We start from the raw sequence: 26,460 nt of genomic DNA, 5'->3' as shown, positions 1-26,460 counted from the left end.
GCTCTAGAAGCATTGATTGATTTTAGAACCTTATGTATAATCGAGATAGATACAAATTGAAAATGATTATCATTAACAGGAGTGCTGAATGATGAATTTAACTACCGTGAGTATTGGCGACAAAGTAAAAGTTAAAAACATTGAATTTTTAGATAGATCATTAGAACGCCGCCTTCTTTCTTTTGGAGTAAAAAAAGGCTGCGAACTATGCATGAAGCAAAAAACCATCTTAGGAGGACCTTGTATTATTGAATGTCAAGGTCAAATGATTAGCATCCGAAAACGCGATGCGGCCAAAATTGAGGTTGAGACAGCATGAGTACAATTGCACTTTTAGGAAATCCAAACACAGGAAAAACTTCTTTATTCAATATATTAACAGATTCCTATGAATACGTAGGAAACTGGAGCGGTGTAACCGTTGAAAAGAAAGTTGGATCTATTAAAAAGCAAAACAGCCAGCTGGTTGATTTGCCGGGTGTGTATGACTTTACTCCTCTTTCTTCAGATGAAGCAGTGGTAACTAACTTTTTGTTAACCGGAGAATTTAACAGTATGCTGAATATTGTAGACGCTTCTCAGTTTGAAAGAAGCATGCATCTCACTATTCAAGCATTGGAATATGGAAAGCCATTAGTAATCGGCTTAAATATGATTGATGTAGCGGAAAAACGCGGATTGACTTTTAATTTGGAGAAGCTTAGCAAATCATTACATATTCCGGTTTCAGCGATTATTGCCCGCAATGGAAAAGGAATTAACGATCTGCTCTCTACTTTGAAGCAAGATTTAAAAGCCCCTTCATTTCAATTAAATTATGGGGAAACCGCTGAACAAGCAATTCATATGATTCAAACAAAAGCGGACGTCAGCAGATGGATGGCCATTCAGTTCTTAGCGGAAAATAGCGTAATCGAATCAACATTAAAAGAAAAAACGAGTTACTCAGAGCTGCTTGAGCTTCGAAAAGCCGCTGCACAAAAAATAAACAAGCCGCTTAGTGAGCATTTCTTCGACGTGCGTACGACATTTATTGAACGCATTTCGAGCGAGTGTATCATAAAGGGCAGCGAAACACCTTTAACTTTCACGGATCGAATCGATCGAATTGTGACGCATAAGTGGCTTGGTCTCCCTATTTTTCTTGGCTTAATGTATTTGATTTTTAATATTACGTTTACGTGGATTGGCGTTCCGCTTTCTGATAAACTGGACGGCTTCTTTGGCGGAACGCTTAGTGAAGGCGCTGATTCTCTTTTAAATGCAGCTGGTGCTGCTCCATTTATTCACGATTTAATTGTGGATGGCATTATTGCAGGAGTAGGCGGCGTACTGGTATTTGTACCACAAATTTTTGTCCTGTTCTTTTTCATTTCACTGCTTGAAGATTCAGGATACATGGCTAGAATTGCTGTAGTAATGGATCGTATAATGGAATTTTTCGGTTTGAACGGAAAAGCATTTATTCCGATGATTATTAGCTTTGGATGTAACGTACCGGGGATTATGGCCGCGCGTACAATTGAACAGCGAAAAGAGCGCCTTATGACCATTTTAGTCAATCCATTTATGAGCTGTTCAGCACGTCTTCCTGTATACGCTTTGTTTGTAGGTGCGTTTTTTGTGCAAAACGGAGCAGCTGTGGTGTTTTCTATGTACTTGCTTGGCATTATTTTAGCACTTGTTGTAACGAAAATTTTATCAGTAACGCTTCTTAAAGACGAACAATCAACTTTTATTGTTGAACTTCCTCCTTACCGCGTACCTCAAGCCAAGACTCTTTGGAGAAGCACGTGGGAAAAAGGCCGAAATTTCGTCCGAAAAGCAGGTACGGTTATTTTAGCTGGCTCTGTATTTATCTGGCTATCATCTTACGCTGGCCCTGGCGGTTTTGGAGTAGATATGGAAAATAGCTTTATGGCTATTATTGGAGGTGCTATCGCTCCTCTATTTATCCCTTTAGGTTTTGCGACATGGCAAGCTGTAGCATCACTGATTACAGGGTTCCTAGCGAAAGAAGTGGTTGTTTCAACTATGAGCATCATTTATAAAGTACAAGAAGGACAGCTTGGCGACACAATGAAGACATTCTTTACACCGCTAACAGCCTATACGTTTATGGTGTTTGTTCTTCTTTACGTTCCGTGTCTAGCAACCGTCGCTGTTATTCGACGAGAAACCGGCTCATTAAAATGGACAGCATTTGCTGTGGCCTACCCTTTGGTTGTCGCTTATCTCGTAGCTTTGCTTGTACACACTATTGGAAAAGTACTTGGTTTTTCTTAAAAGGAGTGAATAACATTGATTATTAACATTTTAATTGGGGTTTTGATTTTTGGGTATGCCCTTTATCATATGACAAAATTCTTCCGCAAGAGTACTCAGGGAAAATGTGCAAGCTGCGCACAGCAATCTTCTTGTGCAACGGATGATTGCGGTATTGACTGGGATAAAACGATTCAAGAGGCTCAAAATCAATCATCTTAATACATTAAAAAAGCATCCTGATAGACGGGATGCTTTTTTAATGTTACGCAACTAGTTTTAAAATGAGATGAGAAAGGACTTCCTTTTCCTCTTCACTGCTGACTTTCCATAACTCATGAAGGACTTTTTCTTCTCGGTTTCGAGGCTCCTCATTTTTGGCTAAATAGCTAGCCACTTTTTTTGTAGCAGCTGCTAATTGTTCCTCATTTAACCCGAGCTTTTTACCGACATGAACTTTTTGAGTTAAATAATCAGTAAACGTATCAAAATTCTGCAAAATTGCTTCTTTTTTCTCCGTCCCTAAATTATCTACCGTTTCTTCAATTTTATTCATGTCTTTTGTAGTTCCTTCATTCATTTGACTCACAGTTAACATCTCCTTCTTAGTGAATAGACTGATATGTTCTTTCACGCTCAGATTCTGGTTTTTCGTCCGGCGTCATCTTTTCCTTACTTATTTCAGAAGTTGCATCTTTCACTTTTTCACCAATTTGCTGTAAATCACTTTTAGCATCTTCTACCGTTGATTTTGCATCATGCGTAACGCTTTTCACATCTTCTGCTTGCTTAAAGAAATCTTCATTTACACGCTCGTACAAATGTTTGGCATCATTAATTGCATCTTTTAAAAGATTCGATGCATTTTTCATTTGCTGCACCATTTTTTCTTTTGTTTCTTGAGGGTTCTCTTTTACTTGATTAATCATGTTTGCAGAAGAGTCCTTTAATGTAACGGCTCTTCTTTTAACAGATGAGCGAGTTTTATTATCAAGTAATGTTATACATCCACCTACAACTGCCCCGACAACAACACCTTTTACTAGCTTGCTGCTGTAGCTTTTCCCCGTGGTGCTAACAGCAGCAGTGCTATTAGCTGTCTGTGGATTGTTATTAATTCCTACATCGTTGTTGATGCCTGCGCTGTTGCTTAAAGCAGGGTTTTGTAATTCAGATCGGTTTCTTTCCATTTTTACTGCCTCCTTTAGCATCGTTATTGAGTGATTTCCCATCTTTTTTTATATTTAAACAATTGAATTCGTTAAAAATAAAAAACATGACTAAAGGCCACCTTTTATATCTCACTAGTCAAGAATAACTATATAGTAAAAAAAGCTAAATTTTTTAATGGAAAGATGGGGACTGACCCCTGTTTTTGAGACAGGGATCAAAACACCTTTTAAACGACCAGTTGCCGATATTGTACCGGTGACTGGTTGTTTAGTTTTGTTTGAATACGGGCATTGTTATAATAAGTAATATAGTTTTTGACGGTTTGCTCTACGATGGTGGTCGTAGTATATGTCAACTCGTCAAGGTAGAACGTTTCAGACTTTAGCGAGGAATGAAACGATTCGATAGAGGCATTATCTGCGGGAGTCCCTTTGCGGGACATACTCATGGTAATGCCTCTTTCTTTGATTTTTTGTTGATAAGCATACGATGTGTACACGGAACCTTGATCGCTATGCAGCGTGCATCCTTCAGGCAAAGAAGGAAGTTGACTTAACGTATCTAAAACAAACGCTACGTTTTGACAATCACCAATGGAATACGCAATGATTTCTCCGTTAAATAAATCCTGAATACTTGAAAGATACAACTGTTTGGGTCCAAAAGGCAAGTAGGTAATATCCGTCACTAGTTTTTGAAGAGGACAATCAGCTCGAAATTCACGATTTAATACATTCTCTGCAACCTGATAAGGTTGCCCTGTTCGCTGACGTTTCTTCCGTTTTACGCGACATTGCCAACCATACTTCTGCATGGCACGCTGCACAAACTTATGATTAATCTTCATCGTTCGATTGAGTAATGCTGTAATCTTTCGATAGCCATATCGAAACTTGTGTTTATGACATTGTTCACCAACTTGTTGTTCCATCCATTTCTTTAATGTATCCCGTTTTGTATGTTGCTTCCAACGATAGTAAGTGGATCGAGGGATATTAAGATGTAAACAGATTTGATAAATAGGCACCTGACCTTTTAGCTCTTCCACTGTGTTTACTACAATTTCTGGTACCACTTCCTTTCCAATTCCTTGTGCTTTTTTAAGATCTCAATCTGTTGCTTTAACTGCCGGTTCTCTGCCTCTAACTTAGACGTCTCGCTTTTAAATTCAGGACCTTTTCCATATGAATACTGCTTGCCTACAGGCTGTCCAAATCGATGCATTTCTCCATTTTTATACCATGTCATCCACGTTTTCAATTGGGTATGATTACGAATATTCAGCTGTGACAATACTTCTTTTACAGGTATACCAGCTAATCTCATTTCAATCGCTTTTAATTTTATTTCTACCGGATAACTGACTCTTGTCCCCATAGAAAAAACACCTCCAAGTTATTGTTAGGTACTACATACCCGTTTTTTAACTTAAAGGTGTTTTTTATTTGTCTCACTCTAGGGGGTCAGTCCCGATACAAGCCGGATTTTTGTAAAAGGATTGTCAGCACCGGTATAATAAGAAGTACTGTAAAAGAAATTTTATACTATTGGTCATAGGGGTGAAACAATTGAGCCAGCTTAATAAGGAATTTAACTGTGAAAAAGAATTAACGCTTGCTATTATCGGCGGAAAATGGAAGATGCTGATACTATGGCACTTAGGACGTGAAGGAACAAAACGGTTCGGGGAACTAAAATCGCTTATTCCTGATATTACGCCGCGCATGCTGGTTAACCAGCTGCGGGAACTGGAAGAAGATCTAATTGTTAACCGTAAAGTTTATCCTGTCGTACCACCTAAAGTCGAATACTCACTTACAAAAGAAGGAGAAAGTTTAATGCCTATTTTGACAGCCATGTACGATTGGGGTAAAAATTACCGTGATACAGTGCTGGTCAATCAAGAACAAAAGGCAGAAACGTTAATTAAATGATGGAAACGAATCCTTCTATTCCATAGTTTTTATTTTTTTATGCGGATGATATTACTCAATATCATCCGCATTTTTAATGAAAATTAAGCGATTACAAGACTGATATGTCCATTAGTATACTTCTGTATACTATCATTCCCCACACTATTTGTGGGAAAAGTGCGTACTTTTAAGAACCTCAAACTGCGGGTACAATAACTACACCAGCTGCTTTTTATGTAAAAAGGCACAAAAGGTATCTATAGATTTCTGTAAGGAGTGGAGTAGAATGGAATTACAATTAGCATTAGATCTTGTTAATATTTCTCAAGCAAAAGAGGTAGTAAAAGAAGTTGAAGAACATATTGATATCGTGGAAATCGGTACACCTGTTGTAATCAATGAAGGGCTTCGCGCCGTTAAAGAAATTAAAGAAGCATTTCCTAATTTAAAAGTATTAGCTGACCTAAAAATCATGGATGCAGCTGGTTATGAAGTACAGCAAGCTTCTCAAGCTGGAGCAGACATCATTACCATCTTAGGTGTGGCTGAAGATATGTCAATTAAAGGTGCAGTTGAAGAAGCGAAAAAACAAGGTAAAAAAATTCTAGTCGATATGATTGGTGTAAAAGATATTAAAGGACGCGCAAAAGAGCTAGACGAATTTGGCGTTGACTATATCTGCGTACACACAGGATACGATCTTCAAGCAGTTGGTCAAAACTCTTTTGAAGATTTAGTAACAATCAAAAGCGTTGTAAAAAATGCAAAAACAGCCGTTGCTGGCGGCATTAAATTAGAATCTTTACCTGAAGTAGTAAAAGCACAGCCTGATCTTGTTATCGTTGGCGGAGGCATCACGAGCCAAGATGATAAAAAATCAGTTGCTTCTCAAATGAAAGAGCTTATTACAAATTAAGGAGCTTTCTATGCAGACGAGCGAACATTTAAAAACGGTTATGAATGAGCTTTTACAAACAACAGCTCTAATCGCTGACGATGAAGCTGAACAGCTTGTAAATGGCATCATCTCATCTAAAAAAGTGTTTGTCACAGGAGCAGGCCGTTCAGGTCTTATGGGCAAGTCGTTTGCTATGCGTATGATGCATATGGGCATTGATGCTTATGTCATTGGAGAAACCGTGACGTCCACTTTCACGCAGGATGATTTATTAATCATCGGATCAGGTTCTGGCGAAACGAAGAGCTTGATTCCTATTGCTCAAAAAGCAAAAGAACTTGGAGGAAAAGTTGGAGTAGTCACGATTTCCCCCGATTCCACGCTTGGCAAGCTGGCTGACTTCATCGTGAAGCTGCCCGGCGCTCCGAAGGATCAAGAACAAAGCAGTTATCAAACCGTACAGCCTATGGCGTCACTGTTTGAACAAACGCTTCTTCTTTTTTACGATGCGCTGATTCTTCGCTTCATGGAGAAGAAAGAACTTGATACTCATACGATGTACGGAAAGCATGCAAATTTAGAGTAGAAAAAGGTCTTGCCTAGGCAAGACCTTTTTTGTTTTGGAACTTTCTATATAACCAAATATTCACTTATCAGATAACTAAATGTACTTTATCATTATTTATTTTTTCAAAAGCCCTATTCGAATTTTGCTGCATCTCCATAAAACGGCTGCTCTGCAACTTTAATCGAGTCTGTTGGACACCCTTCGTACGCTTCCATCATCTCATCTTGCTGATGCTCAGGAACTTCTTTTGTTCCTTCGTTGTTATCTAATACGGCATAAGCAAGACCTTCTGAATCATAATCATAAAGATCTGGCGCACTCCCTCCACATGCTCCGCAAGCAATACATGTTTCCTTCTCTACTATCGTAAAAGCCATAAAAAAACCTCCTTGACCTTTTCACTTTCTCTTTCAGAAAGTTACGTTCAGTATAAGGAGGTTTTTTTAAATTCGTCTTAAATTATTTACTGAGATTCCCCAATATTCTCAAACATCTCATCTACATTTGGCTTTTTCTTAATTAACCCTGACTCTTTTAACCAGTTAACATTTGATTGCCATGATTCTTTCGTTTGACTGCCGAATCCTTGTTCAGACTTCATTTTTGGAAGTAAGATATTCAAACTTTTTGTTTCCACATCTTTTTCAAGCGGGAAGTTTGATTTATCTTGATTATCTAACAAAATTTGAAGTGATTCTTTTGGATGTTTCTCCGTGTATTCATACCCTTTTGTCGCGGCACGCCAAAACGCTTTAATCGTATCAGAATCTTTTGCCCACGTTTGATCCCCTGTAACGGCCACTAGCTCGTAATAAGATGGCACGCCGTAATCTGACGGATCAATGTCAACCGTTTTGTATCCTTTTTTGTGAAGCAATGGTACTTCGTGGTTAATATACGCACCTATTACAGCATCTACTTTTTTGCTAATCAGCGATGAATTTAACTCAAACCCTACGTCTACTAGTTTTACTTTATTCGGATCTCCTCCATCGCTTTTCACCATTTTCTTTAGAACAGATTCACTTAATGGTGTTCCACTGTATCCTACTACTTTTCCTTCTAAATCTTTAGGACGCTTAATACCGCTATCTTTCAATGCCACAACCCGGTTTAGCGGAGATCTTACAATCGCTCCTACCGACTTTACCGGCACATCTTCATTTGCTCGTGCCATTGCTACATCAGGCTGATAGTAAAGGCCGAGCGTGACTTTCCCTGCAGCTGCTAAATTAAGCGAGTCTGTTGGATTAGCAGGAAATTGTACTTTTACATTCAGCCCTTCTTTTTTGAAATATCCTTTTTCTTGTGCAGCGTAAATGAAGCTGTGCACTGCATTTGGATACCAATCAAGCATAATTGTAACGTCTTTTAATTTTTTACTGTCACCAGCTTTATTTTCCTTGTCCTGACCGCAAGCAGCGAGCATCAAAACAAGCAGCAGGCTTAAGCTAATCGCAAACCATTTTTTCATTCTATTTTCCTCCACTTTAATGAACGTTTTTCGAAACCTACTACAATAATAAAAAATAAAATACCAAGCGCGGATAAAATCACAATTGGTGCAAATACACCAGCTGCATCAAACTGTGTCATCATGCGACGACTGAAATATCCTAAGCCTGCTTGCGCACCCAACCATTCCCCAATGGCAGCACCTATTATACTAAAGGTAACCGCTACTTTGAGTCCCGAATAAAAATGAGGCAGTGCAGAAGGAATGTTCAACTTAAAGAAAATATCTTTTTTTGTTGCTCCCATCGTTAACATGAGTTCTTTTAACTCTTTGTTTGTAGAACGAAGCCCGTCAAATGTGCTAACGGTAATGGGAAAAAACGTAATTAATACGGTCACAATCACTTTGCTCCAAATGGAGTAGCCAAACCACAGCACAAATACAGGAGCAATGGCAATGGTCGGAATCATTTGTGACGCAATAATAAGCGGATAAAAAGCACGCTCAATAAGCGGACTCCAATTCATCCACACAGCCAGCAGAACCCCTAGCACAACGGATATTACAAGCCCAATTACGACAATAGATAACGTAGCTGGTAAATGCTTAAACAATAAATCCATTCGCAGCTCCCAAAGCTTCGTTAAAATACCGCTGGGCGTTGGTAAAATAAACGGATAGTTTACAATGCGTGCTCCAATTTCCCAAGCAGCCAGCAAAATGACTACTAAAATCACTGAAGCCCCGTACTTTTTCATGTGTTCACCTTCGATCTTAGCTGTTCAATTAAATAATCTTTCACATCAAGCACTCGCTGTTGATTCAGATCTTTTTGCGTTCGAGGTCTGCTAAGCGGCACTTGAATTTCTTCAAGACAACTTACTGGCTTGTCTGAAAAGATAAAAATGCGATCTGATAAAAAAAGCGCTTCATTGACGTCATGAGTGATAAATAAGATGCTATGCTTACGCTTTTGCCATTGGTCAAGCAGCCATTCCTGCATCGATAAACGTGTGATTGCATCAAGTGCACTAAAAGGCTCATCTAAAAGCAGCACGTTAGAACCGCTTAATACCGTCCGAAGAAAAGAAACGCGCTGCTTCATCCCTCCGGATAAATCACTTGGAAAACGGTTTTCATACCCTTTTAGGCCAAACTCTTCAAGCAGCTGAGACACTTGCTTATGAGCACTTGCTTTTGATACATTGTGAAGCTCAAGAGGCAGTGCTGCATTGTCTAGAATCGTACGCCACGGAAGCAGCAAATCTTGCTGCGGCATATAGCCTACTTTTCCTAGTCGCTTTTCATAAGACTTTCCGTTAATCACGATATCGCCTTCACTCTGCTGTTCAAGACCTGTAATGAGACGAAACAACGTACTTTTCCCAGAGCCGCTCGCTCCAACGATACTGACAAACTCGCCTTCTTTCACGTCTAAGTTTAATGATTTTAAAATCGCTTGATCACCGTTCTTGTACGTAAAACTGACGTTTTGAAAAGATAACACAGACCTATTCATGAATTGGCCACATCGCTTCGTTATAAGCCATATCCCAGAACATATACTCAAAACGCGTCGTATTCAAGAAAATTTCTTCAAGCTTTTCTAATTCCACTTCTGATTTATCTTCAGTAAGTGAGTCAAATAAATTGATACACCATGTCGCCAGTTCTCCAAATTCTTCTGAGCTGTACATTTCAATCCACTCACGGTAAAACTCATTGTTAGCTCCAGGCTTTTCACTAAGTTCTTTTCCTATTTCCCAGTAGCTCCACATACAAGGCAAAAGAGCGGCTACTAATTCAGCTAATGTTCCACTTTGACCAACGTGCAGCATATAGTGCGTGTATGCAAGCGTTGTAGGAGATGGCTGCGCTTTTTCTAATTCTTTTTCGCTGATTTCAAATTTCTTGGCATACTCACGGTGCAGACTCATTTCTTCGTTTAATGTAGAATCTAAAAGGGCTGCAAATTTCCCCATCGTTTGAAGATCGGTAGCTTTCATGGCTCCAATCGCAAATAATTTGGCATAATCAATTAGGTAAAGGTAATCTTGAATCATGTAGAAGCGAAACTTCTCCTTTTCAAGCGTTCCATCTCCCATCCCCTGTACGAAGGGATGATTATGATTTTGACGCCAAATAGGCTGCAGCTTTTCGTATAATCGTTCACTAAATTTCATGATGATCACTCCTTATGCGTATGCAGCCACGTATAAATGAACTGCACTATCACTTTTGTATATTGAACAAGCTGATTAATATCTAATTGTTCGTTCACAGCATGTGCATTTGCTAAATTTCCCGGACCGTAAATAGCGGCGGGAATTCCCGCATCAGCTAGCCATCCCCCGTCTGTTACGCTAGTTGACACATCAATTGGAGGCTTTTTACCTTCCATTTGTTCATGAGTATTTGCAAGCAGCTGCACTCCTGCATGATTTTCATCAATTTCTAATGACGGAAAGATTTCTCCTCTGTCTTCAATCATTGATGTGCCTCCCCATTCAAAGGTTGGCAGATTATCTTTTAACCATGGATCTGCTTTTGCAATAGCTATAATATATTCTTCCACTTCTTTTGATACTTGGTCGTACGATTCATTAGGATAATAGTGAACGGTGATCCACAGCCTGCATTCATCTGCAATAAAAGCAGCATGTCTTCCGCCTTCGATTACTGCTGGATTAATCGTATTTGTCCCTGGCAAAAATCCTGGATAGCTCTTTGTAACAGCCCAGTGACGCTCCAATTCTTGTAGCCCTCCGATCACTTTTGCCATCTTTTCAATAGCGCTTGCGGCTAACAGCCCTCCTCCAGCATGAATCATACTTCGGCGTGTACCGTCATGATAGGTTTTACTGCTTTTTATCGTAATCCATCCCGTGATCACTCCGCCTTGACCTTGAATATGTAAATCACTTGTATCGACTACAAGCGCAAAATCAGCTGTATACCCTTTCTGACAGCATTGCAGCGTACCTGCCTCTCCTACTTCTTCTCCTACAACGGATTCAAAAATCAAGTCTCCTGGCAGCTCGATTCCTGCTTCTGTTAAAAGCTGAACTGCAAATAATGCTCCCGCCAAACCGCCTTTCATATCAGCAACTCCGCGTCCAATTATCATATTGTCTTTCACAACAGCTTCAAACGGATTGGTTTCCCAATTTTCATTTTCTTGTACCTCAGCAACATCCATATGGCCGTTAATAATCAAGCTTTGATAGTCAGCCGATTTTTGTCCTTTTAACGTTCCCACTACGATAGGGTCGTTAGAATATAAGTCCCACATATCAATGGAAAAACCGCAGTTTTTAAGAAAATCCGCTACGTACAGCTGCGCTTCATGAGAATTTCGTGCAGGAGGCGCTAGCGTTTTATACGAAACAAGCGTTGTTAATAACTGGATTAACTCTCCTTTGCGCTCCTCTACCTGTTTGACAAGCAAATCAATTGTTTCTTTCATGTATGACACCTTCCTTTACGCATAAAAAAACACTTCTTTCGCAGGAAAGAAGTGTTTTTGTTTATGTACACAAAATTATTATAACGAGTTCGTAAGGAAATCCCATACAAAACATCCATTACAATACCTCTTTCCTACGCTAGTATTACCTAGTTCAGGTTATAAGGGTTAAGACTTATCGTCTCTCTCAGCTTCGAAAGCACCCCTAGTGGTGTTGTATCTCTATGAAATTAATCTATTATCATATGTTTACCTGTAATAGTTTTATCATAGTAAAGCGTTTTATTCAATAGAAAGGTTCATGATATGGTAATGAAAATAGTTTCCTTTTTAGTAGTAAAAGAAAAAGCACACACCTTTTTCATGCAGTGTGTGCTCTTTCTTTTTGTGACATTACTAGTTAGCTATTGGCTTCTTTAAAAATACACCGTTTTTTCCTTCAGACAGTAATAAGCTCAAGCTTTTGCCCCGGTCTCACTAATGAAAGCAGCTCATGATCTTCTTCTATTACATACCCAATCACATTCACATTAGCATTTGCAGACAAATTCCTTTTAGCTATTTGAACCTCTCCTCTGTAACGTCCGTAGCCATCATTGTCCATTGTAATTGCTCCGATTCTGCGTTCTACTGTATGAAATGGCAGCACTGGTTTTACAGATCGTGTATCAACCAAACGCAGAACGTCTCTTGATACATCCGGACGCACGCTGTACGTTCCCTGTATATGAGGTGAACGAATGCGTAGCGGAATAATGCGGTTTTCTTGATATTGAACTAAACGTTTTAATAAATTTGAACTGGCGTATGGATCTCCAATATAAACCTCCGTTACTCCGCATCCGTATAAATCTACTGCAGAGGTAAAAGGACATTTATTACGGTCTTTTTCTCTAGTAGGAAGTCCTTGATAAATAGGTCCTCTCTTTTCGCCTTCCCCGGGAATATAAGCACAAACTGGAATACGAAGTTCATTAAATAAATCTGTTTGCTGTTGAAAAAACGTTTCTTCAAGCCCTGTTTCAGGCCGCGGATAAAAATTATGCCAAGCAAGCAGCTGATGATGATGAAGGCCTGCAGATAATAGCGCTTCTATTTCTAGTTTTGACACTGTACTTGCATTAAGGGCAATATAAAACTCATCCGCAAGTAAAATCGTTTCTTCTACGCTAAAGCCATCGTCTAGTCTAATACCTGATACGCCAAGTGAAGATAGAGTCATAAGGCTTTCGATACCTAAATGAACCGGTGTATGCTTAGATACATCTGCATACACGCTTATTCCACAATCTCTAGCCACATGAAGCAATTCTTTTGCCCGTTCAGCCAAATCTCCTTTTTCCTCTGGAATGTGAAGTGAAGTGAATGCGCGTGTAACGCCGCATTCACTCGCTTCTACTAATCTTTGTTTGGCATCTCTATCGTTCAAATAAAATGAAATGCCAATCATTCAAACTCCCTCGCCATTTCATCGTTAAATCCAAAGAAATAGGTACAAATAAAGCCTGCTGCGTAAGCAATAACTAATCCAAGTAAATAAAGAAGAATTTGATGCGCATGAACTAAAAACGTAAGCGGCAAACCCGATACTCCCACTGCTACAGTTGCAATATGGAAGTGCGCCTGAAACGCTCCGCCGATTCCAGCTCCAAGACAAGCGGTTAAAAATGGACGCCCTAAAGGAAGTGTGACTCCAAAAATAAGCGGCTCTCCGATTCCCAGCAGCCCTGAAGGAAGTGCGCCTCCAATTGCTCGCTTTAAGCGTTTTTTCTTTGTTTTGATATAAATAGCAAAAGCTGCACCAACCTGACCGGCTCCGCCCATTGCTAGTATAGGAAGAAGCGGATCATCTCCAATCGAATTAATAAGCTCTAAATGGACCGGAGTAAGACCTTGATGCAGTCCTGTAATAACGAGCGGCAAAAACGTTGCCCCTAAAACAAAGCCTGCTACAACTCCTCCAACCTCTAAAACTCCTAAAAGACCTTTTGTGATTCCATCTGAAATGAAGCCGCCGATTGGCATGAATACCACATACGTAATAATTCCTGTAATTAACACCGTAACGGTTGGTGTAATAATAATATCCAGTGACTGTGGGACAAATTTACGTACTCGTTTTTCTAACACGGCCATAAAGATTGCTGCAAGCAGCACTCCTATTAAGCCCCCACGCCCCGGCAAAAGTGCTTCACCAAAAAGTTTAATATCAGCTACGGCAGGATTAATGACTAAAATGCCCGCTAAGCCTCCTAGAGCTGGCGAACCACCAAATTCTTTTGCTGCATTAATACCTACTAAAATACCCAGATAGGCAAATAAACCGCTTCCGATAACGGTTAAAAGAATAGCAATCTGTGAATCTGCCGGAAGCCACTTCGCCTGCACAGCTGCTTTTGTCACTCCGGTAATAAGTCCAGATGCTACAAGAGCAGGTATCAACGGAATAAAAATACTTGCAATTCGGCGAAGCAACAGCTTAAACGGAGTTGCATTTTTTTCTTTCAGCTCCGATTTCCGCTGTGCTGCACGATCTTCTAAGTTAATACCGCCGGATTCATCAATTAACTTTCCAAATTCTTCTGTTACTTTGTTCACTTTGCCCGGCCCAATAATGATTTGCAGCGTTTCTTCTTCCACTAATCCGAGCACGCCTTCAAGTTTTCGTATATCTGCCTTTTTAACAATTGAATCATCTTTTATAGTCACACGCAGCCGCGTCATACAATGCGTATACGCTTCAATATTAGATGCTCCCCCAAGCATCTCCAAAACAGCCTTTGCTAATTGATGATTATCTAAAGACATGTTAATCCCCCTTTGTATTTTCCTCTTAGATGGATACGCCACTGAGGAAACAGACCACAAAATCCCCTTTTTGTAATCGTTTTCTTTTTTTATTTCTTATCTTTCAAAAACTGAATGGCATCTCTTGTTTTGTCAATATACTCAATCGTCTGGTCGTACTGCTGCGCTGCAATACTTAAAAATAAAACATCAATCACATAAAGCTGGGCTAAACGAGACGATGTTGCTGCGCTTCGAAACGGCGCTTCTTGAGAATAAGACGTATACAAACAAATATCTGCTAAAGACGAAACGGTAGACTGTCCGTACTTAGTTAAGCTAATCGTCTTTACTCCGCGATTTTTAGCTAAAGATAAGACGTTGCTTACTTCAGGAGTCTCTCCTGAAAAAGAAATACCCACAACTACATCGTCTTTACTTGCATTTGCGATGAGTGTAGCTGCTAAATGGCTATCCGCAAAAGCCGTCGCATTTTTATTAATTCGAAGAAATTTTTGCTGCGCATCTATAGCAATAATATGTGAAGCACCAATTCCGAAAAAATGAATGTTTTTTGCTCCAATCAGCGCCAAAACAGCCCGCTCTACTTCTTTATAATTCACAAGCTCAGCCGTATCACTTAGACTTTGAATGCTGTTGCTTGCCGTTTTTTTGACAATAGATTGAATTGTTTCATTTGTTTCAATATCACGGTATCCTTGTTCTGTATCTTTAGCTAAATCACCGGCTACTCTAACCTTTAATTCTTGAAAGCCGCTAACCCCGATAGATTTACACAAACGAATAACAGCAGCACTGCTCGCATTCGCTAGTCTTCCTAGTTCCCCAGCCGTACTGTTTACCACAGTATGCGGGTTGTTTAAAATATATTCAGCAATTTTCCGCTCCGAATCTGGAAGCTTAGCCACCGTGTTTTTAATCATTGTTAATCCGCCTGTTGACATCGTTTCTCTCCTTTATACGTAATGTTCAATCGCTTTTCTCACATACCCCCCCGCATTATTCAGTAACATCTTTGCGGTGTCGTAATTTTCATTTGTTTTGATCATCACCACTGCTGTTTTTACCTCATTATTTGCTTCTTCAAGCGTTTGACTTGCTCGCTCGTAAGAAACACCTGTAATTTTACAAATAATACCTATCGCTCGTTCCTTAAGCTTTTCATTACTCACATGAACATCTATCATTAAATTTTCATATGCTTTTCCTACTTTAATCATAGCCGCGGTAGAAATCATGTTGAGAATCATTTTATGAGCGCTTGCTGCTTTTAACCTTGTGGAACCTGTTAGCACTTCTGGACCTACTACTACCTCGATGCTATGATCTGCTTCTTTTCCAATAAGTGAATTACCATTGCAAGACAGCGCCACTGTTTTAGCTTTTACAGATTTTGCATATTTCAATGCACCAATCACATAAGGCGTACGTCCGCTTGCAGCAATTCCAATGACTGTGTCTCGTTCATTTAAATGTATTTTTTGTAAATCTGCTGCTCCCAATTCTTCTTTATCTTCTGCACCTTCAACTGCTTTCACAAATGCTTTTTCTCCTCCAGCCATCAGTCCCTGTACCTGATTGGGATTGGTACTGAAAGTAGGCGGGCATTCAACAGCATCCAATACTCCCAGCCGTCCGCTTGTTCCTGCTCCGACATAAATAAGCCGCCCTTCCTTTTGAAACGATTCGCTTACAAACTCAACTGCTACCTCTACGTCTGGAAGTACCTCTTGCACAGCCAGCGCCACTTTTTGATCTTCTTTATTCATTACGTTTAAAATTTCTTTTGTACTAGCCGTATCTATCTTCATGGTCTGCTCGTTTTGAGACTCTGTTGTTAATAACGTAAGCTGTTCATTCATCTTTTCGGCTCCTTTTTCATCATGTAGTGAAGTTATGGTTATTATAATTCGTTTAAAATATAATTTCAATAATTTATTTTATTTTTTGAAATTATATTTTAAAACAACATAAAAAAAGATTTCAGGCATATAGCTGAAATCCTTTTTTATGTCTATTTATGATTGTTGAGCAAATGTTAACAGATACTCATCTTGCATTAAAACTTCGTAATCTTTTTCACCATTTCTTACGACGTGTACAGGGACTGTTTTTGCCGGAAGTAATTCAACTGGCTCACGATAGCGTTTTGCTACTCCGTCAATAAGTTCGTTTACTAACTGCTCGTTACTCAGCTCACCCGCCTGATATTTTTCTGCAAGTGGTGTCATGACTTCCGCTAATACACTTGCATCGTTAAATCCTTGAATTTCGACTTGTACGACGTACGCACCATCTTCAGCACTATACGCTGCATCTTTAATAGTATATTTTGTAGATGAAAGAGCTTTTAGAAAAGCGCTGCTTACTTCGTTTAACTGCTCATCGGTTATATTTGAGCTCAATGATGATAAAGCCCCTTTAAAATTCGTTTCAAAAAACTCTACAAACGAACTCTTTTGGAACTCCCCTTTTTCTTTTACCTGTTTCTTATCTTGCTGATTCGGATGTTTAGCAACAAATTGATCTGTATTTTGATAAACAGTGGCTTGAATTAAAGCATCCACGTATTGTCCCGCTTCCTTGGCATAGGCAGCCTGCTTTTCTTTACTTGGCGTTTCGGTGCTGCTACCATTAGAAGCAGCAGCGGCTTTTGCTTCCACTTTTGGTTTTGTTACATTGTCTAATTGGTTATATGTATACGTATACGTTTGCTTAGACTTTGAGTTTTCTGTTTTTCCGTCTACTTTAACTGAATACGACTGATTTTTTACTACTTTCTTTATTTGCTTCGTTTCTTTATCAATTGTCACAATAAGCGAAAAATCTTTTCCTTTAATTTGGTCAAGGTCTACAGCAGTATCGCTGCCTTGATTTGTTATTTTATAATAAGCTTTAGCATCACCTGCTACAATTTTTTGCTTTTTGTCTTTGTCTCCGTTAAATGTTAATACATACTCTTTGCCTTTTTCGGTGACGTCAAATTCATTTGGAAGATTTTTATCATATTTTTGGTAGTAGCGTATTGGATTTTGTTGAAGCTCCCTAGCGTTATTAATTAAAGCCTTAACGTACTTTTTTTCTTCTCCCTGTACTTTTGTGCTTTCTTCTCCAGCCACAGCTAACGTTTCATCACCGTCATGATACATCTTCAATTCTTCGCCGTTCATTTTTGTGTTAATGTAACCTGCTTTACTTTTAAAATCAAACTCTTGTACTCCGTTGACTTTGTAATCAGACGATCCTTCTTCTTTCCCATTGACTTTCACTTGAACATTTTTCACCTTTTCTTGTGCTTCTTTCACGTCACCCGTTAATTCCTCTGAAGACGGCATCCCACATGCCGAAAGCAATAGAGCGAATGATAGTGCTAAGCCGGTATTCATTATTTTTTTCATCTAAGAAACTCCTTTTTAAATATTTTTCCAAAAATAAGAATCTATGTACTTAGTAAATACACATTTTTACCATTTGTGAAACTCAACTTTACTAAATTACCATATTTACATTTAAATGGTAACCAACAAAAGAAGGAAATTGAACAATAAAAAAGTCACGAATCCGTGACTTTTTTAACAACCTTCATAACTTATTTTTTGTTAGCGCCTTCATTTCAATCTCTTATAATTCCATTACTTGTCCCTATCAGTACTTCTTTACCTTGTTGATTTCGATACACTGATTTGATTTTCACTTTTTGAAAACCATCTGCTTTTTCTACTTCAGTTAATATACATTCACAGGTAACTGTATCTCCTGCAAAAACTGGACGAAGAAATTCACTCACCATTTCTCTTGCAATGTAGTTTAAGTCTCCCCCTATCTTTGTCCCAATACTAGCAGTCATAAGCCCATGTACCATTAGCCGCCCTTTTTCGTCACGTTCTATATGATGTTTGCCCCGGTCTCCAGTCATCTCCGCAAACTGCATGATTTCTTCCTCTTGAAACGTTCTTTGCCACGTAAATGTATCTCCTGCTTTACATTCCATCTTATCCCTCCCCTTAAGATTATGACTTTATTTTTTAACTATATCACAAAAATGAACAGTCATTCATTTTCACATCAAAAAAATAGCAGAATAAATATATCCTGCTATTTCTGACAAGTAGGACAGTAATAAAGCCTTCTAGAAGCAGCTTGGACTTTTAGAATAGGCGTGCCGTCAATTCGACAAGCTTCTCCTTCACGGTTAAAAACCCAGTGGCGGTATGCAGAGCGCTTTTGCCCTTTCTTTTTTAACGATTCAGCAAGCTTTACATCATTTGTAATGCCACCTGTTTTATAGGACTGTTTTACAAGAGAAATGGTTGCTTCAGCTGCCTTTTTAAGCTGTTCTTCCGTGCAGTCTATGGGACGAGCTGCAGGGTTAATTCCCGCTACAAATAGGATTTCACTGCGCAAGTAATTGCCAATCCCAGCTATAAAGCTTTGGTCTAGCAGCAGCGATGCCCACTTTCTACGATAAAATGGTTTAGAATAAAAACGGTCTAAAAGCTCACCTGCCGTTACTTCTTCACTTAAGATATCAGGACCAACCCTTGATACAAAAGGATGAGCTGGAACTTCTTCATCACGCAATACTTCAATATCAGAAGCGCTATAAAGCAGCGCTGATTTTTTTTCATTATGAATTGCAAGGCGCAGCTGTCTGTTTGTAGATGGATAATTGTAAGATGAACGAACATACCATTTTCCATAAAGCTGATTATGTGAGTAAATGGTATAGCCGTTGTCAAAACGAATAAGCATAGCTTTTCCTTTTGTATCTACTCTCTCAATACGAGCTCCTGTTAATACTTCTTCATAATGTTGCAAAGATGGAAAAGCAAACCATATCTCGCGAACAGGAAGACCGATAATCGCTTTTTCCACTTCGTCGGCTGCTCGTCTAATTTCTGGACCTTCTGGCATATAATGAAACTCCTTTCTTGCCTAACTTTCTTCATTTATTATTTCGGTTTTATTTCTGCTTTGCAAGAAAGAAGCGGCTGCGCCCTTCTTTTGCTAAAAGAACCTTTAAATTATGCATGACGTTTACTCTTATAGTAAAATGTTGATACCTTTTTTACTTTCTATAGTGTTTATCTTACTTCCTTTGACTTATACTAGTTGGTAACCTTTTAGAAACTTGTTAATTACTTAGCATGAGGAGTTTATTATGAATAATCAATCATTTTCTCCACTATCAGCCGCTGAGATGGCTGTTATTTGGAAGCAATATATGAACGATAAAGCGATTTCTTGTATGCTCAAACAATTTCTTTGTCATGTAGACGATTTAGAGATTCAAAAAGCGATTCAAGGTACACTGCATATCACAACAAAAAACAGTGATGCGCTCACTGCTATCTTTTTAAAAGAAAATATGCCAATCCCGCTTGGTTTCGGAGAAGAAGACCTTGACGCTGAAGCTCCAAAATTATTTTCGGATTCTTTTTATTTGCTTTATTTAAAGCATATTTCAAATGTCCTTCTGCTGTCAGCAACTACGGGCGTCGATGTTGCCGCAAGAAATGATGTACGATCTTTTTTTCGCAGCTTGCTGTTAAAAGCAGAAAAGCTTAACCAAACGATTACAGATTTGTTGTTAGAAAAACAAATTTTTATAGAACTGCCTCCCATTCCTATTGCAGATGCGTCTGATATGAACGATAAAGAACTCTTCTTAGGAAGCTATTTTGATGAAAAGCGGCCGTTAACCGTCATTGAAATTTCTCATATCGTGTCAAGTATACAGACGAACTTAATTGCAAAGGATTTAATTTTAGGGTTTGCTCAAACAGCTCCTTCTCAGGACATTCAGGCTTTTTTATTAAAGGGTAGAGAGCTTGTGCAGCAGCATATTGAATCCCTGTCACAACCGCTAATGGTAGAAAACATACCGGTCACAATGAAGTGGGATTACGGAGTAGAAAAGTCTTCTGTTCCCCCATTTTCAGAAAAACTCATGATGTTTCACCTAGCTGCGATGATTACTGAAAATGTACGTGGCTACGGGCTTGCGATGTCAACAAGCCCCCGTTTAGATCTCGCTTTAAACTATACAAACTTCACGACTGAAATTTTGGAATATGCCAAAGAAGTATCAAGAATAAGTATTGAACAAGGATGGCTAGAAGAGCCTCCGCATATTCCATTTCCCAAAATTCACTTGGAATAAAAATAAGCTCGCGCTAAAGCGCGAGCTTATTTTTTAGATTCTCTCCACAGTAAATAAAGAAAATACGGAGCGCCGATAATGCCAATGATTAATCCGGCCGGAATTTCAATCGGAGGAGCAATTCCTCGCCCAATCAAATCTGCCGCTAGTACAAACAAAGCTCCAAGTAAAGCGGCTGTAGGAATCAGTTGTTTATGTCTCGGTCCCACTAACCGTTTGGCCACATGAGGAATAATAAGCCCGACAAAGCCAATGGTACCAACAACCGATACAACGGCAGCCGTCATTGCCACTGCGCTTGCTAGTAATACTAGACGAATTAGCTCTACTCTAGCCCCTAGCCCCCTAGCCACTTCATCGCCTAAATGAATTAAATCTAACCGAGCAGCTAACAGCCAAATCAGCGGTACTAGTATAACGACCCACGGAAGTAAACCAATCAATTGATCCCATGTTCTTCCCCATAAGCTGCCGCTCAGCCAAATGAGTGCTGCGTTTACGTTTGGATTTGCTTTTGAAATTAACAAGTGAATACCGGATGAACAAAAAGCGCTGACCGCTACACCTATTAACGCAAATCGAATAGGTTCTACTCCTTTTTTATAAGCAAGCAAATAGACTATTACGAAGACAAAGGAGCCTCCTGCAAACGCAGCGACTGATAAAACAGACGGACTTGCTAAAGGCAGTAAAATAGTGACTGCAACAGCAGCTAACCCTGATCCGCTTGAAAGACCTAATGTATCGGGACTAGCGAGCGGATTTCTCATAATAGACTGTACGACGACTCCGGACACAGCTAGGCCGATCCCGGTTAAAATAGCCAGCAAAATACGAGGCAGGCGAAATTCTACCAAAATAGACGTCAAGTCAGGATCGCCAATGCCAATAAAAGACGTAATAATATCTAAAGGAGGTATGTTAATGTCTCCTAAGCTAAGGCTTATCACGCTCAGCGCTATAATTAAGACAGAAAGAATGATAAACAGGCCGACAGACTTGAATCGAGATGGCTGCTTTTTTGTTTTATTGACAGTCTGCATATATACTCATGCCTTCCTTTCTGTTTTTTTGCGTCTCGCTAAGTAAATAAAGTACGGTGTTCCAAGCAATGCTGTTACTGCACCTACAGGGGTCTCATACGGGTATGTAATAAATCGCGACAATACGTCTGCTAATAGCAGTAAAGATGCTCCAAGCAGCGCGCTCATTGGCAAAACAACTCGGTAATCTACACCTATTAAATAGCGCACCATATGAGGAACAACAAGCCCTACAAATCCAATAGGACCCGCAATCGCCACTGAAACACCAGCTAATACAATCACAACAACTGCAGTGAACGCTCTAATGGCAAAGACTCGCTGCCCGAGTCCTCTAGCTACATCATCTCCTAAAGATAGCAAAGAAGACGCTCTTCCCAGACCAAACGCAACAAGCAGACCTACAATGCTAAAAGGAAGCAACACGTGAACATGTCCCCAGTCCCGCCCAATAACTGAGCCGGTGAGCCAGAACATAACGCCTTCTGTTTTGCTTTCATTAAAAATTAGCAGCGTTTGTGTAAGAGACATAAGCATACCTTGTATAGCGACACCCGTTAAAGCAAGCTTTACATCGCTGTCTCCTCCTTTAATCAACGAACTCATGACGTAGACAATAACAGCAGCAAAGGCGCCTCCTAAAAATGCTCCAAACACCCCGCCAATCATGCTTACACCTGGCACTAAAACCGTTAAAAATACCATTGCCGCTGATGCCCCGGCATTAATACCAAAAATACCAGGAGAAGCTAATGGGTTTCTAGTTAATGCTTGCATCAACGCTCCGGCGACAGCCAAATTAGCACCAACAAATGCCGTGACCAATAAGCGAGGCAGACGGACAGTTTGAATAATCGATTGTTCTTTTGATCCGTCAAAATCTAGTAAAGCTTGCTTAATCGTCCCAAAAGAAATATGTATAGAACCGATGGAAATAGATAAAAACATAGAAATCAGTAAAAGAATGATAACAGCAAGAAAAATAGCTATTATGCGAAGTGGAGATTTGTTTCTTTTGGATAAACCGTGAACAGCTTTCATAGTAGACTGCGCCTCCTTCCATTTGAAAGTTCAATAAAAAGAAAAAAACAACCCCGCTGGATTGTTCTTTTCTTCGTTATTATTTGCCTTCAAATAATAACTTTTCTGCTTCATCTGCAATACCATTTGCACCTTGTACACTTCGGCGAAGAGACCATTTAAATACATCAACTTCATACACTTGATTATTTTTAACCGCTTTTAGCTCTTTCCATAATGGCTGTTTTGCTAAAGGCGTATGACCTTTTTCATTTCGCATAACAATGAGTTTGTCTGGATCTGCTTTTACGAGCTGTTCCATTGTCATTTTTACACTGTACTCTTTTGTAGGATCTGTTAATGCATTTTTGAAGCCTAATTGCTCAAGAACACCCGTTGTAAAGAAATTTGAAGTTCTAGCATTAATATTACCATTTGCATCAGCGATAACAAGTACATTGCCCGGATTTTTTGGCGCTTTTGCTTTTAAATCTTTCATTTTTTGCTTATGCTCTTCTACAACTTTTTCAACTTTTGCCTTCTTGCCAACCGCTTCTCCTACTTTTAACTCCGTATTTAGTAAATCATCGTAATTAGCATTTAAATTTTTTAATTCAATTGTTGGCGCAATTTTCGATAATTCTTTATATACATTTTTATGACGTTCTGAATCAGCGATAATCAAATCTGGCTTCAAAAGTTTAATCGACTCCAAGCTAGGCTGTGCTCGCGTGCCAACTGATTTGTATCCTTTGATTTCTTTTAGTACATCTTTATCAATAAGCTGTTCTGCTTTATCATCATCAGCTACTCCTACAGGTTTAATACCAGCATCTAACAATGCATCAATAAAACCTAACTCTAATACAACTACTCGCTTTGGATTTTCTTTTACTTTTGTCTCTCCAAGCTCATGTTTAACCACTCTTGTTTTTTCATTTTTTTCATCGGCTGAATTTTCCTTGTTCGTACTGCTGCAGCCGATAAGCATTCCGATTGCCAGCATTGTAATAAAAGCCAGCAGTCCTATTTTTTTCTTATTCAAATGTCATTCCTCCTGCTTGTATCTTTATGTAGATAATTGACTCTTGAAACTGATAATCGTTATCATTATATCAGTTTTATCTATTTAAACAAGCTGATTCGTTATTTTTTAATTAAAAAAGTTATACCCATTCTATTAAAAAAGAAATTGCTACATAATGAAACCCATCCAATCAACAGCTAGAAGCAACTCAACATATGAAACCTACGTTCACCTTAACCATAAAAAATCCGAACGATTCATCGTTCGGATTTTCCTACAATTAAAATACTTTTGTCCCAACCTCTTTTTTTAGTAGACTTCTATGAATATGGGGTAATCGGCGGCAGTTCACTGCTAAGATACCATTTACCTATGTCACGAAGCTTGTAAGCAACAGGATCGTGTAAGCTAATTGTTCGTGCGTTGCGCCAGTAGCGATCAAATTTGTACTGATCAGACGTGGCCCTAGCACCCATCCCATCAAATATAGTGGAAGTAATATGTAAGGCCGTTTTGGCAGTAAACGTTTTAGCCATCGCAATGGCGACTCCACACTCGCCACGCTGCTGTTCCGTTAGCGCATCTTCTTTTGCCCATGCACGATCAAATTCTGTAACAGCTTTTTCTATAAGTGCTGAACAAGCATGAAGGTTTAAACTCATTTCACCGTATTCCTGAATAATATAAGGATCTTGCTCCGCTGCTTCAACACCTGAACTTAGCCACGGTTTTGTATGAGCCTTCAGATAAGCTTTTGATTCTTCCAAAGCGCCTTGAGCAATACCGTACAATAAGTGAGTGAGCATAAGCTGAGCTAAATGTGTTCGTACCGTAGGAAAAACCTTTTGCTCTCCATCTGCTTTATGCAATATTTCTTCTCCATAAACGATAACACCTTCAAACTTTACACTTCCGCTGTCCGTTTGACGCTGCCCAAATCCGTCCCAATTATCTTCAGTAACGATTCCTGCTCTATGAGTAGGAAGTACACATAGCAATACCTCACCGTTTTCTTCTTGAGCCGATACTAACAAACGATCGGAATCCGTTGCCCCCGAACAAAAACTTTTGCTTCCGCTGAGCATTAATCGTCCGTTTTCTCGAACTGCTTTCAACCCTGAATCTCTAGGATTAAAGGCATTGCCCCAAAAAAGCTGCTGAGCTGCTGTTTCTTCGTAAAAAGTTTTGTACTGCTGAGTACTTCCGAACAGAAACGTCGAACAAACCGTCAAATAATGATACCCCAACAAGTGTGCAAGTGAACTATCTGCTTTCGCAATGATATTCACGACTTTAAAAACAATCGGCCAGCCGGCTCCATAACCTCCGTATTCTTTAGGAATGGGGAGTGCTAAAAGACCGCTTTTTCTAAGTAGATTACGCTCATATAGAGGCGTTCCACCTTCTCTATCTCTTTTTGCGGCTGTTTTGAAAAACTCTTTAGCCAACTGATTAGCCAATTCAAAGATTTTCTCTTGAGACGCTGCAACCGTTTGTGTGTTGTTCATGATCCCCCTCCTTTCTCACCTTTTAGCGGGTGCTTTATCATTCACTTTCACTTCACCAAATGGACTGATAAATGTGCGCTCGTTCTCATCTTGCTTACGCTGAACTGGAAGTCTTGGAAACAAAAGCTCTGCTGTTCGATATGCTTCTTCTAAATGAGGATATCCAGATAAAATAAATGTTTCGATACCTAACTCAGCATATTCTTTGATTCGCTGTGCCACCGTATCAGCATCCCCTACTAAAGCAGTCCCTGCGCCTCCTCGAACTAACCCTACACCAGCCCATAGATTAGGGCTTACCTCTAAATTTGAACGGTCGCCTTGATGCAAGGCGCTCATACGTTTTTGACCTTCTGAATCCATTCGAGAAAATACTTTTTGGGCTGATTTAACGGCTTCTTCATCTACATGTTGAATCAGTTCATCTGCCGCTTTCCAGGCTTGTTCTTCAGTTTCACGAACAATGACATGAAGCCTGATGCCAAATCGAATTTCTCTTCCTGTCTGCCTAGCTTTTTCTTTCATTCGTTCAATTTTTTCTTTTACTTGCGCAGGTGGCTCTCCCCAAGTTAAATAGACGTCTATATGCCTTGAGGCAACGTCCATCGCTACAGGAGAAGAACCTCCAAAATAAAGCGGAGGATACGGTTTTTGGATCGGCGGATAAAGCACGTCTCCACCTTTAACACTCAAGTAGTCTCCGTGGAAGTGAACATCGGATTCATTTAATACCCTTCTCCATATCGTTAAAAATTCATCTGTCAGCTCATAGCGGTCGTGATGGTTCAAAAACACCCCGTCTCCTTCTAGCTCCACAGGATCTCCTCCTGCTACGACATTAATAAGAAGCCTTCCTTTAGAAAAGCGGTCAAATGTTGCCGCCATTCTTGCGGCTTGTGTAGGGGACATTAAACCGGGGCGTACCGCCACTAAAAACTTCAGATTTTCAGTGACTGGCACTAAAGTAGATGCAGCAACCCACGCATCCTCGCATGACTTTCCCGTCGGAAGCAAAACCCCGCTATATCCTAGCTCATCCGCAGCTTGTGCAACTTGTTTGCAATAAGAATAGCTTGCAGCCCTGGCTCCTTCATGGCTTCCTAAATAACGTCCATCTCCGTACGTTGGAATAAACCAAAATAACTCCAC

28 protein-coding genes and 1 riboswitch are annotated in these 26,460 nt (G+C 39.6%); of the genes, 7 read left to right on the top strand and 21 right to left on the bottom strand.

Translation table 11 applies throughout. The features are described from left to right. Nucleotides 1-88: 88 nt before the first annotated feature. Genes MKX72_RS04580 through MKX72_RS04570 form a run of 3 tightly spaced genes read left to right on the top strand, consistent with a single transcriptional unit; the run spans nt 89 to nt 2,487 of the window. Nucleotides 89-319, top strand: a complete 231-nt coding sequence (locus tag MKX72_RS04580) for a FeoA family protein (protein ID WP_013055605.1) — start codon at nt 89-91, stop codon at nt 317-319. Then, nucleotides 316-2,286 (top strand): ferrous iron transport protein B, encoded by a 1,971-nt coding sequence (feoB, locus tag MKX72_RS04575; protein ID WP_155008443.1) that lies wholly within the window; start codon nt 316-318, stop codon nt 2,284-2,286. Before MKX72_RS04580 ends, feoB begins: the two co-directional genes overlap by 4 nt. Before the next feature lie 15 nt (nt 2,287-2,301). Further along, nucleotides 2,302-2,487, top strand: coding sequence for a FeoB-associated Cys-rich membrane protein (locus MKX72_RS04570; RefSeq protein WP_013081918.1), 186 nt, complete (start codon nt 2,302-2,304; stop codon nt 2,485-2,487). Between the two features lie 43 nt (nt 2,488-2,530). Here the strand turns inward: MKX72_RS04570 and MKX72_RS04565 are convergent, their stop codons facing one another. The 3 genes from MKX72_RS04565 to MKX72_RS04555 all read right to left on the bottom strand — a co-directional run bounded on the left by MKX72_RS04565 (nt 2,531) and on the right by MKX72_RS04555 (nt 4,815). After that, nucleotides 2,531-2,854: a DUF3243 domain-containing protein gene (locus tag MKX72_RS04565; RefSeq protein ID WP_013081917.1), complete on the bottom strand. Its 324-nt coding sequence runs from the start codon at nt 2,852-2,854 to the stop codon at nt 2,531-2,533. Nucleotides 2,855-2,870: 16 nt separating this feature from the next. Further along, the gene (locus MKX72_RS04560) at nt 2,871-3,455 is read right to left on the bottom strand and encodes a hypothetical protein (RefSeq protein WP_033578155.1); all 585 of its coding nucleotides are present in this window, start codon (nt 3,453-3,455) and stop codon (nt 2,871-2,873) included. Nucleotides 3,456-3,664: 209 nt separating this feature from the next. Continuing rightward, nucleotides 3,665-4,815, bottom strand: a protein-coding gene (locus MKX72_RS04555; RefSeq protein WP_340758824.1) for an IS3 family transposase whose coding sequence is annotated in 2 segments (ribosomal slippage) — nt 3,665-4,533 and nt 4,533-4,815 — 1,152 coding nt in all. Because the reading frame shifts where the segments join, the coding sequence is not laid out codon by codon here. 191 nt (nt 4,816-5,006) lie between these two features. Here MKX72_RS04555 and MKX72_RS04550 point away from each other — a divergent pair. The 3 genes from MKX72_RS04550 (at nt 5,007) to hxlB (ending at nt 6,838) form a co-directional block, all read left to right on the top strand. After that, entirely contained in the window at nt 5,007-5,372 is a 366-nt protein-coding gene (locus tag MKX72_RS04550; RefSeq protein WP_028412158.1) for a winged helix-turn-helix transcriptional regulator, read from the top strand. A 268-nt stretch (nt 5,373-5,640) separates the two neighbouring features. Then, nucleotides 5,641-6,270 (top strand): 3-hexulose-6-phosphate synthase, encoded by a 630-nt coding sequence (gene hxlA / locus MKX72_RS04545; RefSeq protein ID WP_013055599.1) that lies wholly within the window; start codon nt 5,641-5,643, stop codon nt 6,268-6,270. Nucleotides 6,271-6,280: 10 nt separating this feature from the next. Further along, nucleotides 6,281-6,838 carry a 6-phospho-3-hexuloisomerase gene (hxlB, locus tag MKX72_RS04540; protein WP_013055598.1) on the top strand — a complete coding sequence of 186 codons (558 nt, stop codon included), beginning with the start codon at nt 6,281-6,283 and terminating at the stop codon, nt 6,836-6,838. Between the two features lie 113 nt (nt 6,839-6,951). Here the strand turns inward: hxlB and MKX72_RS04535 are convergent, their stop codons facing one another. The 13 genes from MKX72_RS04535 to nei form a co-directional block, all read right to left on the bottom strand. After that, the gene (locus tag MKX72_RS04535) at nt 6,952-7,197 is read right to left on the bottom strand and encodes a ferredoxin (RefSeq protein ID WP_028412157.1); all 246 of its coding nucleotides are present in this window, start codon (nt 7,195-7,197) and stop codon (nt 6,952-6,954) included. A gap of 86 nt (nt 7,198-7,283) precedes the next feature. Continuing rightward, nucleotides 7,284-8,294 (bottom strand): ABC transporter substrate-binding protein, encoded by a 1,011-nt coding sequence (locus MKX72_RS04530; RefSeq protein ID WP_033578153.1) that lies wholly within the window; start codon nt 8,292-8,294, stop codon nt 7,284-7,286. Beyond that, nucleotides 8,291-9,034 carry an ABC transporter permease gene (locus MKX72_RS04525; RefSeq protein WP_155008494.1) on the bottom strand — a complete coding sequence of 248 codons (744 nt, stop codon included), beginning with the start codon at nt 9,032-9,034 and terminating at the stop codon, nt 8,291-8,293. The genes MKX72_RS04530 and MKX72_RS04525 overlap by 4 nt, the downstream gene beginning before the upstream one ends. Then, nucleotides 9,031-9,795: an ABC transporter ATP-binding protein gene (locus MKX72_RS04520; protein WP_028412154.1), complete on the bottom strand. Its 765-nt coding sequence runs from the start codon at nt 9,793-9,795 to the stop codon at nt 9,031-9,033. The genes MKX72_RS04525 and MKX72_RS04520 overlap by 4 nt, the downstream gene beginning before the upstream one ends. After that, the gene (tenA, locus tag MKX72_RS04515; protein ID WP_028412153.1) at nt 9,788-10,459 is read right to left on the bottom strand and encodes a thiaminase II; all 672 of its coding nucleotides are present in this window, start codon (nt 10,457-10,459) and stop codon (nt 9,788-9,790) included. Before tenA ends, MKX72_RS04520 begins: the two co-directional genes overlap by 8 nt. 5 nt (nt 10,460-10,464) lie before the next feature. Beyond that, nucleotides 10,465-11,742 (bottom strand): acetylornithine deacetylase, encoded by a 1,278-nt coding sequence (locus MKX72_RS04510; RefSeq protein WP_155008496.1) that lies wholly within the window; start codon nt 11,740-11,742, stop codon nt 10,465-10,467. A gap of 114 nt (nt 11,743-11,856) precedes the next feature. After that, nucleotides 11,857-11,959: riboswitch (TPP riboswitch) on the bottom strand. A 222-nt stretch (nt 11,960-12,181) separates the two neighbouring features. Next, nucleotides 12,182-13,192 (bottom strand): MupG family TIM beta-alpha barrel fold protein, encoded by a 1,011-nt coding sequence (locus MKX72_RS04505; RefSeq protein WP_047751584.1) that lies wholly within the window; start codon nt 13,190-13,192, stop codon nt 12,182-12,184. Further along, nucleotides 13,189-14,550, bottom strand: coding sequence for a PTS transporter subunit EIIC (locus tag MKX72_RS04500; protein ID WP_033578151.1), 1,362 nt, complete (start codon nt 14,548-14,550; stop codon nt 13,189-13,191). Before MKX72_RS04500 ends, MKX72_RS04505 begins: the two co-directional genes overlap by 4 nt. An 89-nt stretch (nt 14,551-14,639) precedes the next feature. Next, nucleotides 14,640-15,494: a MurR/RpiR family transcriptional regulator gene (locus MKX72_RS04495; RefSeq protein ID WP_033578150.1), complete on the bottom strand. Its 855-nt coding sequence runs from the start codon at nt 15,492-15,494 to the stop codon at nt 14,640-14,642. 12 nt (nt 15,495-15,506) lie between these two features. Beyond that, nucleotides 15,507-16,412 (bottom strand): N-acetylmuramic acid 6-phosphate etherase, encoded by a 906-nt coding sequence (gene murQ, locus MKX72_RS04490; RefSeq protein ID WP_028412145.1) that lies wholly within the window; start codon nt 16,410-16,412, stop codon nt 15,507-15,509. Nucleotides 16,413-16,568: 156 nt separating this feature from the next. After that, a complete protein-coding gene (locus tag MKX72_RS04485) occupies nt 16,569-17,948 on the bottom strand; it encodes a DUF6612 family protein (protein ID WP_098113718.1) in 1,380 nt (459 codons plus the stop codon). A 215-nt stretch (nt 17,949-18,163) separates the two neighbouring features. Further along, nucleotides 18,164-18,541: an FAS1-like dehydratase domain-containing protein gene (locus tag MKX72_RS04480; RefSeq protein WP_013055587.1), complete on the bottom strand. Its 378-nt coding sequence runs from the start codon at nt 18,539-18,541 to the stop codon at nt 18,164-18,166. Between the two features lie 104 nt (nt 18,542-18,645). Continuing rightward, the gene (gene nei, locus MKX72_RS04475; protein WP_028412142.1) at nt 18,646-19,464 is read right to left on the bottom strand and encodes an endonuclease VIII; all 819 of its coding nucleotides are present in this window, start codon (nt 19,462-19,464) and stop codon (nt 18,646-18,648) included. A gap of 247 nt (nt 19,465-19,711) precedes the next feature. Between nei and MKX72_RS04470 the strand changes: the two genes are divergently transcribed. Further along, nucleotides 19,712-20,713: a DUF3231 family protein gene (locus MKX72_RS04470; RefSeq protein WP_033578148.1), complete on the top strand. Its 1,002-nt coding sequence runs from the start codon at nt 19,712-19,714 to the stop codon at nt 20,711-20,713. 26 nt (nt 20,714-20,739) lie between these two features. Here MKX72_RS04470 and MKX72_RS04465 read toward each other — a convergent pair whose 3' ends face one another. The 5 genes from MKX72_RS04465 to ssuD form a co-directional block, all read right to left on the bottom strand. After that, entirely contained in the window at nt 20,740-21,756 is a 1,017-nt protein-coding gene (locus MKX72_RS04465) for a FecCD family ABC transporter permease (protein ID WP_028412140.1), read from the bottom strand. Between the two features lie 6 nt (nt 21,757-21,762). After that, on the bottom strand, nt 21,763-22,797 hold the full coding sequence (locus tag MKX72_RS04460) for a FecCD family ABC transporter permease (protein WP_033578146.1): 1,035 nt from the start codon (nt 22,795-22,797) through the stop codon (nt 21,763-21,765). 79 nt (nt 22,798-22,876) lie between these two features. After that, nucleotides 22,877-23,821 (bottom strand): ABC transporter substrate-binding protein, encoded by a 945-nt coding sequence (locus MKX72_RS04455; RefSeq protein WP_028412138.1) that lies wholly within the window; start codon nt 23,819-23,821, stop codon nt 22,877-22,879. Nucleotides 23,822-24,123: 302 nt separating this feature from the next. Continuing rightward, on the bottom strand, nt 24,124-25,311 hold the full coding sequence (locus tag MKX72_RS04450) for an acyl-CoA dehydrogenase family protein (protein ID WP_155008497.1): 1,188 nt from the start codon (nt 25,309-25,311) through the stop codon (nt 24,124-24,126). Nucleotides 25,312-25,326: 15 nt separating this feature from the next. Beyond that, nucleotides 25,327-26,460, bottom strand: a complete 1,134-nt coding sequence (ssuD, locus tag MKX72_RS04445; RefSeq protein WP_034269596.1) for an FMNH2-dependent alkanesulfonate monooxygenase — start codon at nt 26,458-26,460, stop codon at nt 25,327-25,329.

It is taken from the genome of Priestia sp. FSL R5-0597 (assembly GCF_038006305.1).
GTDB lineage: Bacteria > Bacillota > Bacilli > Bacillales > Bacillaceae_H > Priestia > Priestia zanthoxyli.
This window is presented reverse-complemented; position numbering and strand designations above follow the sequence as displayed.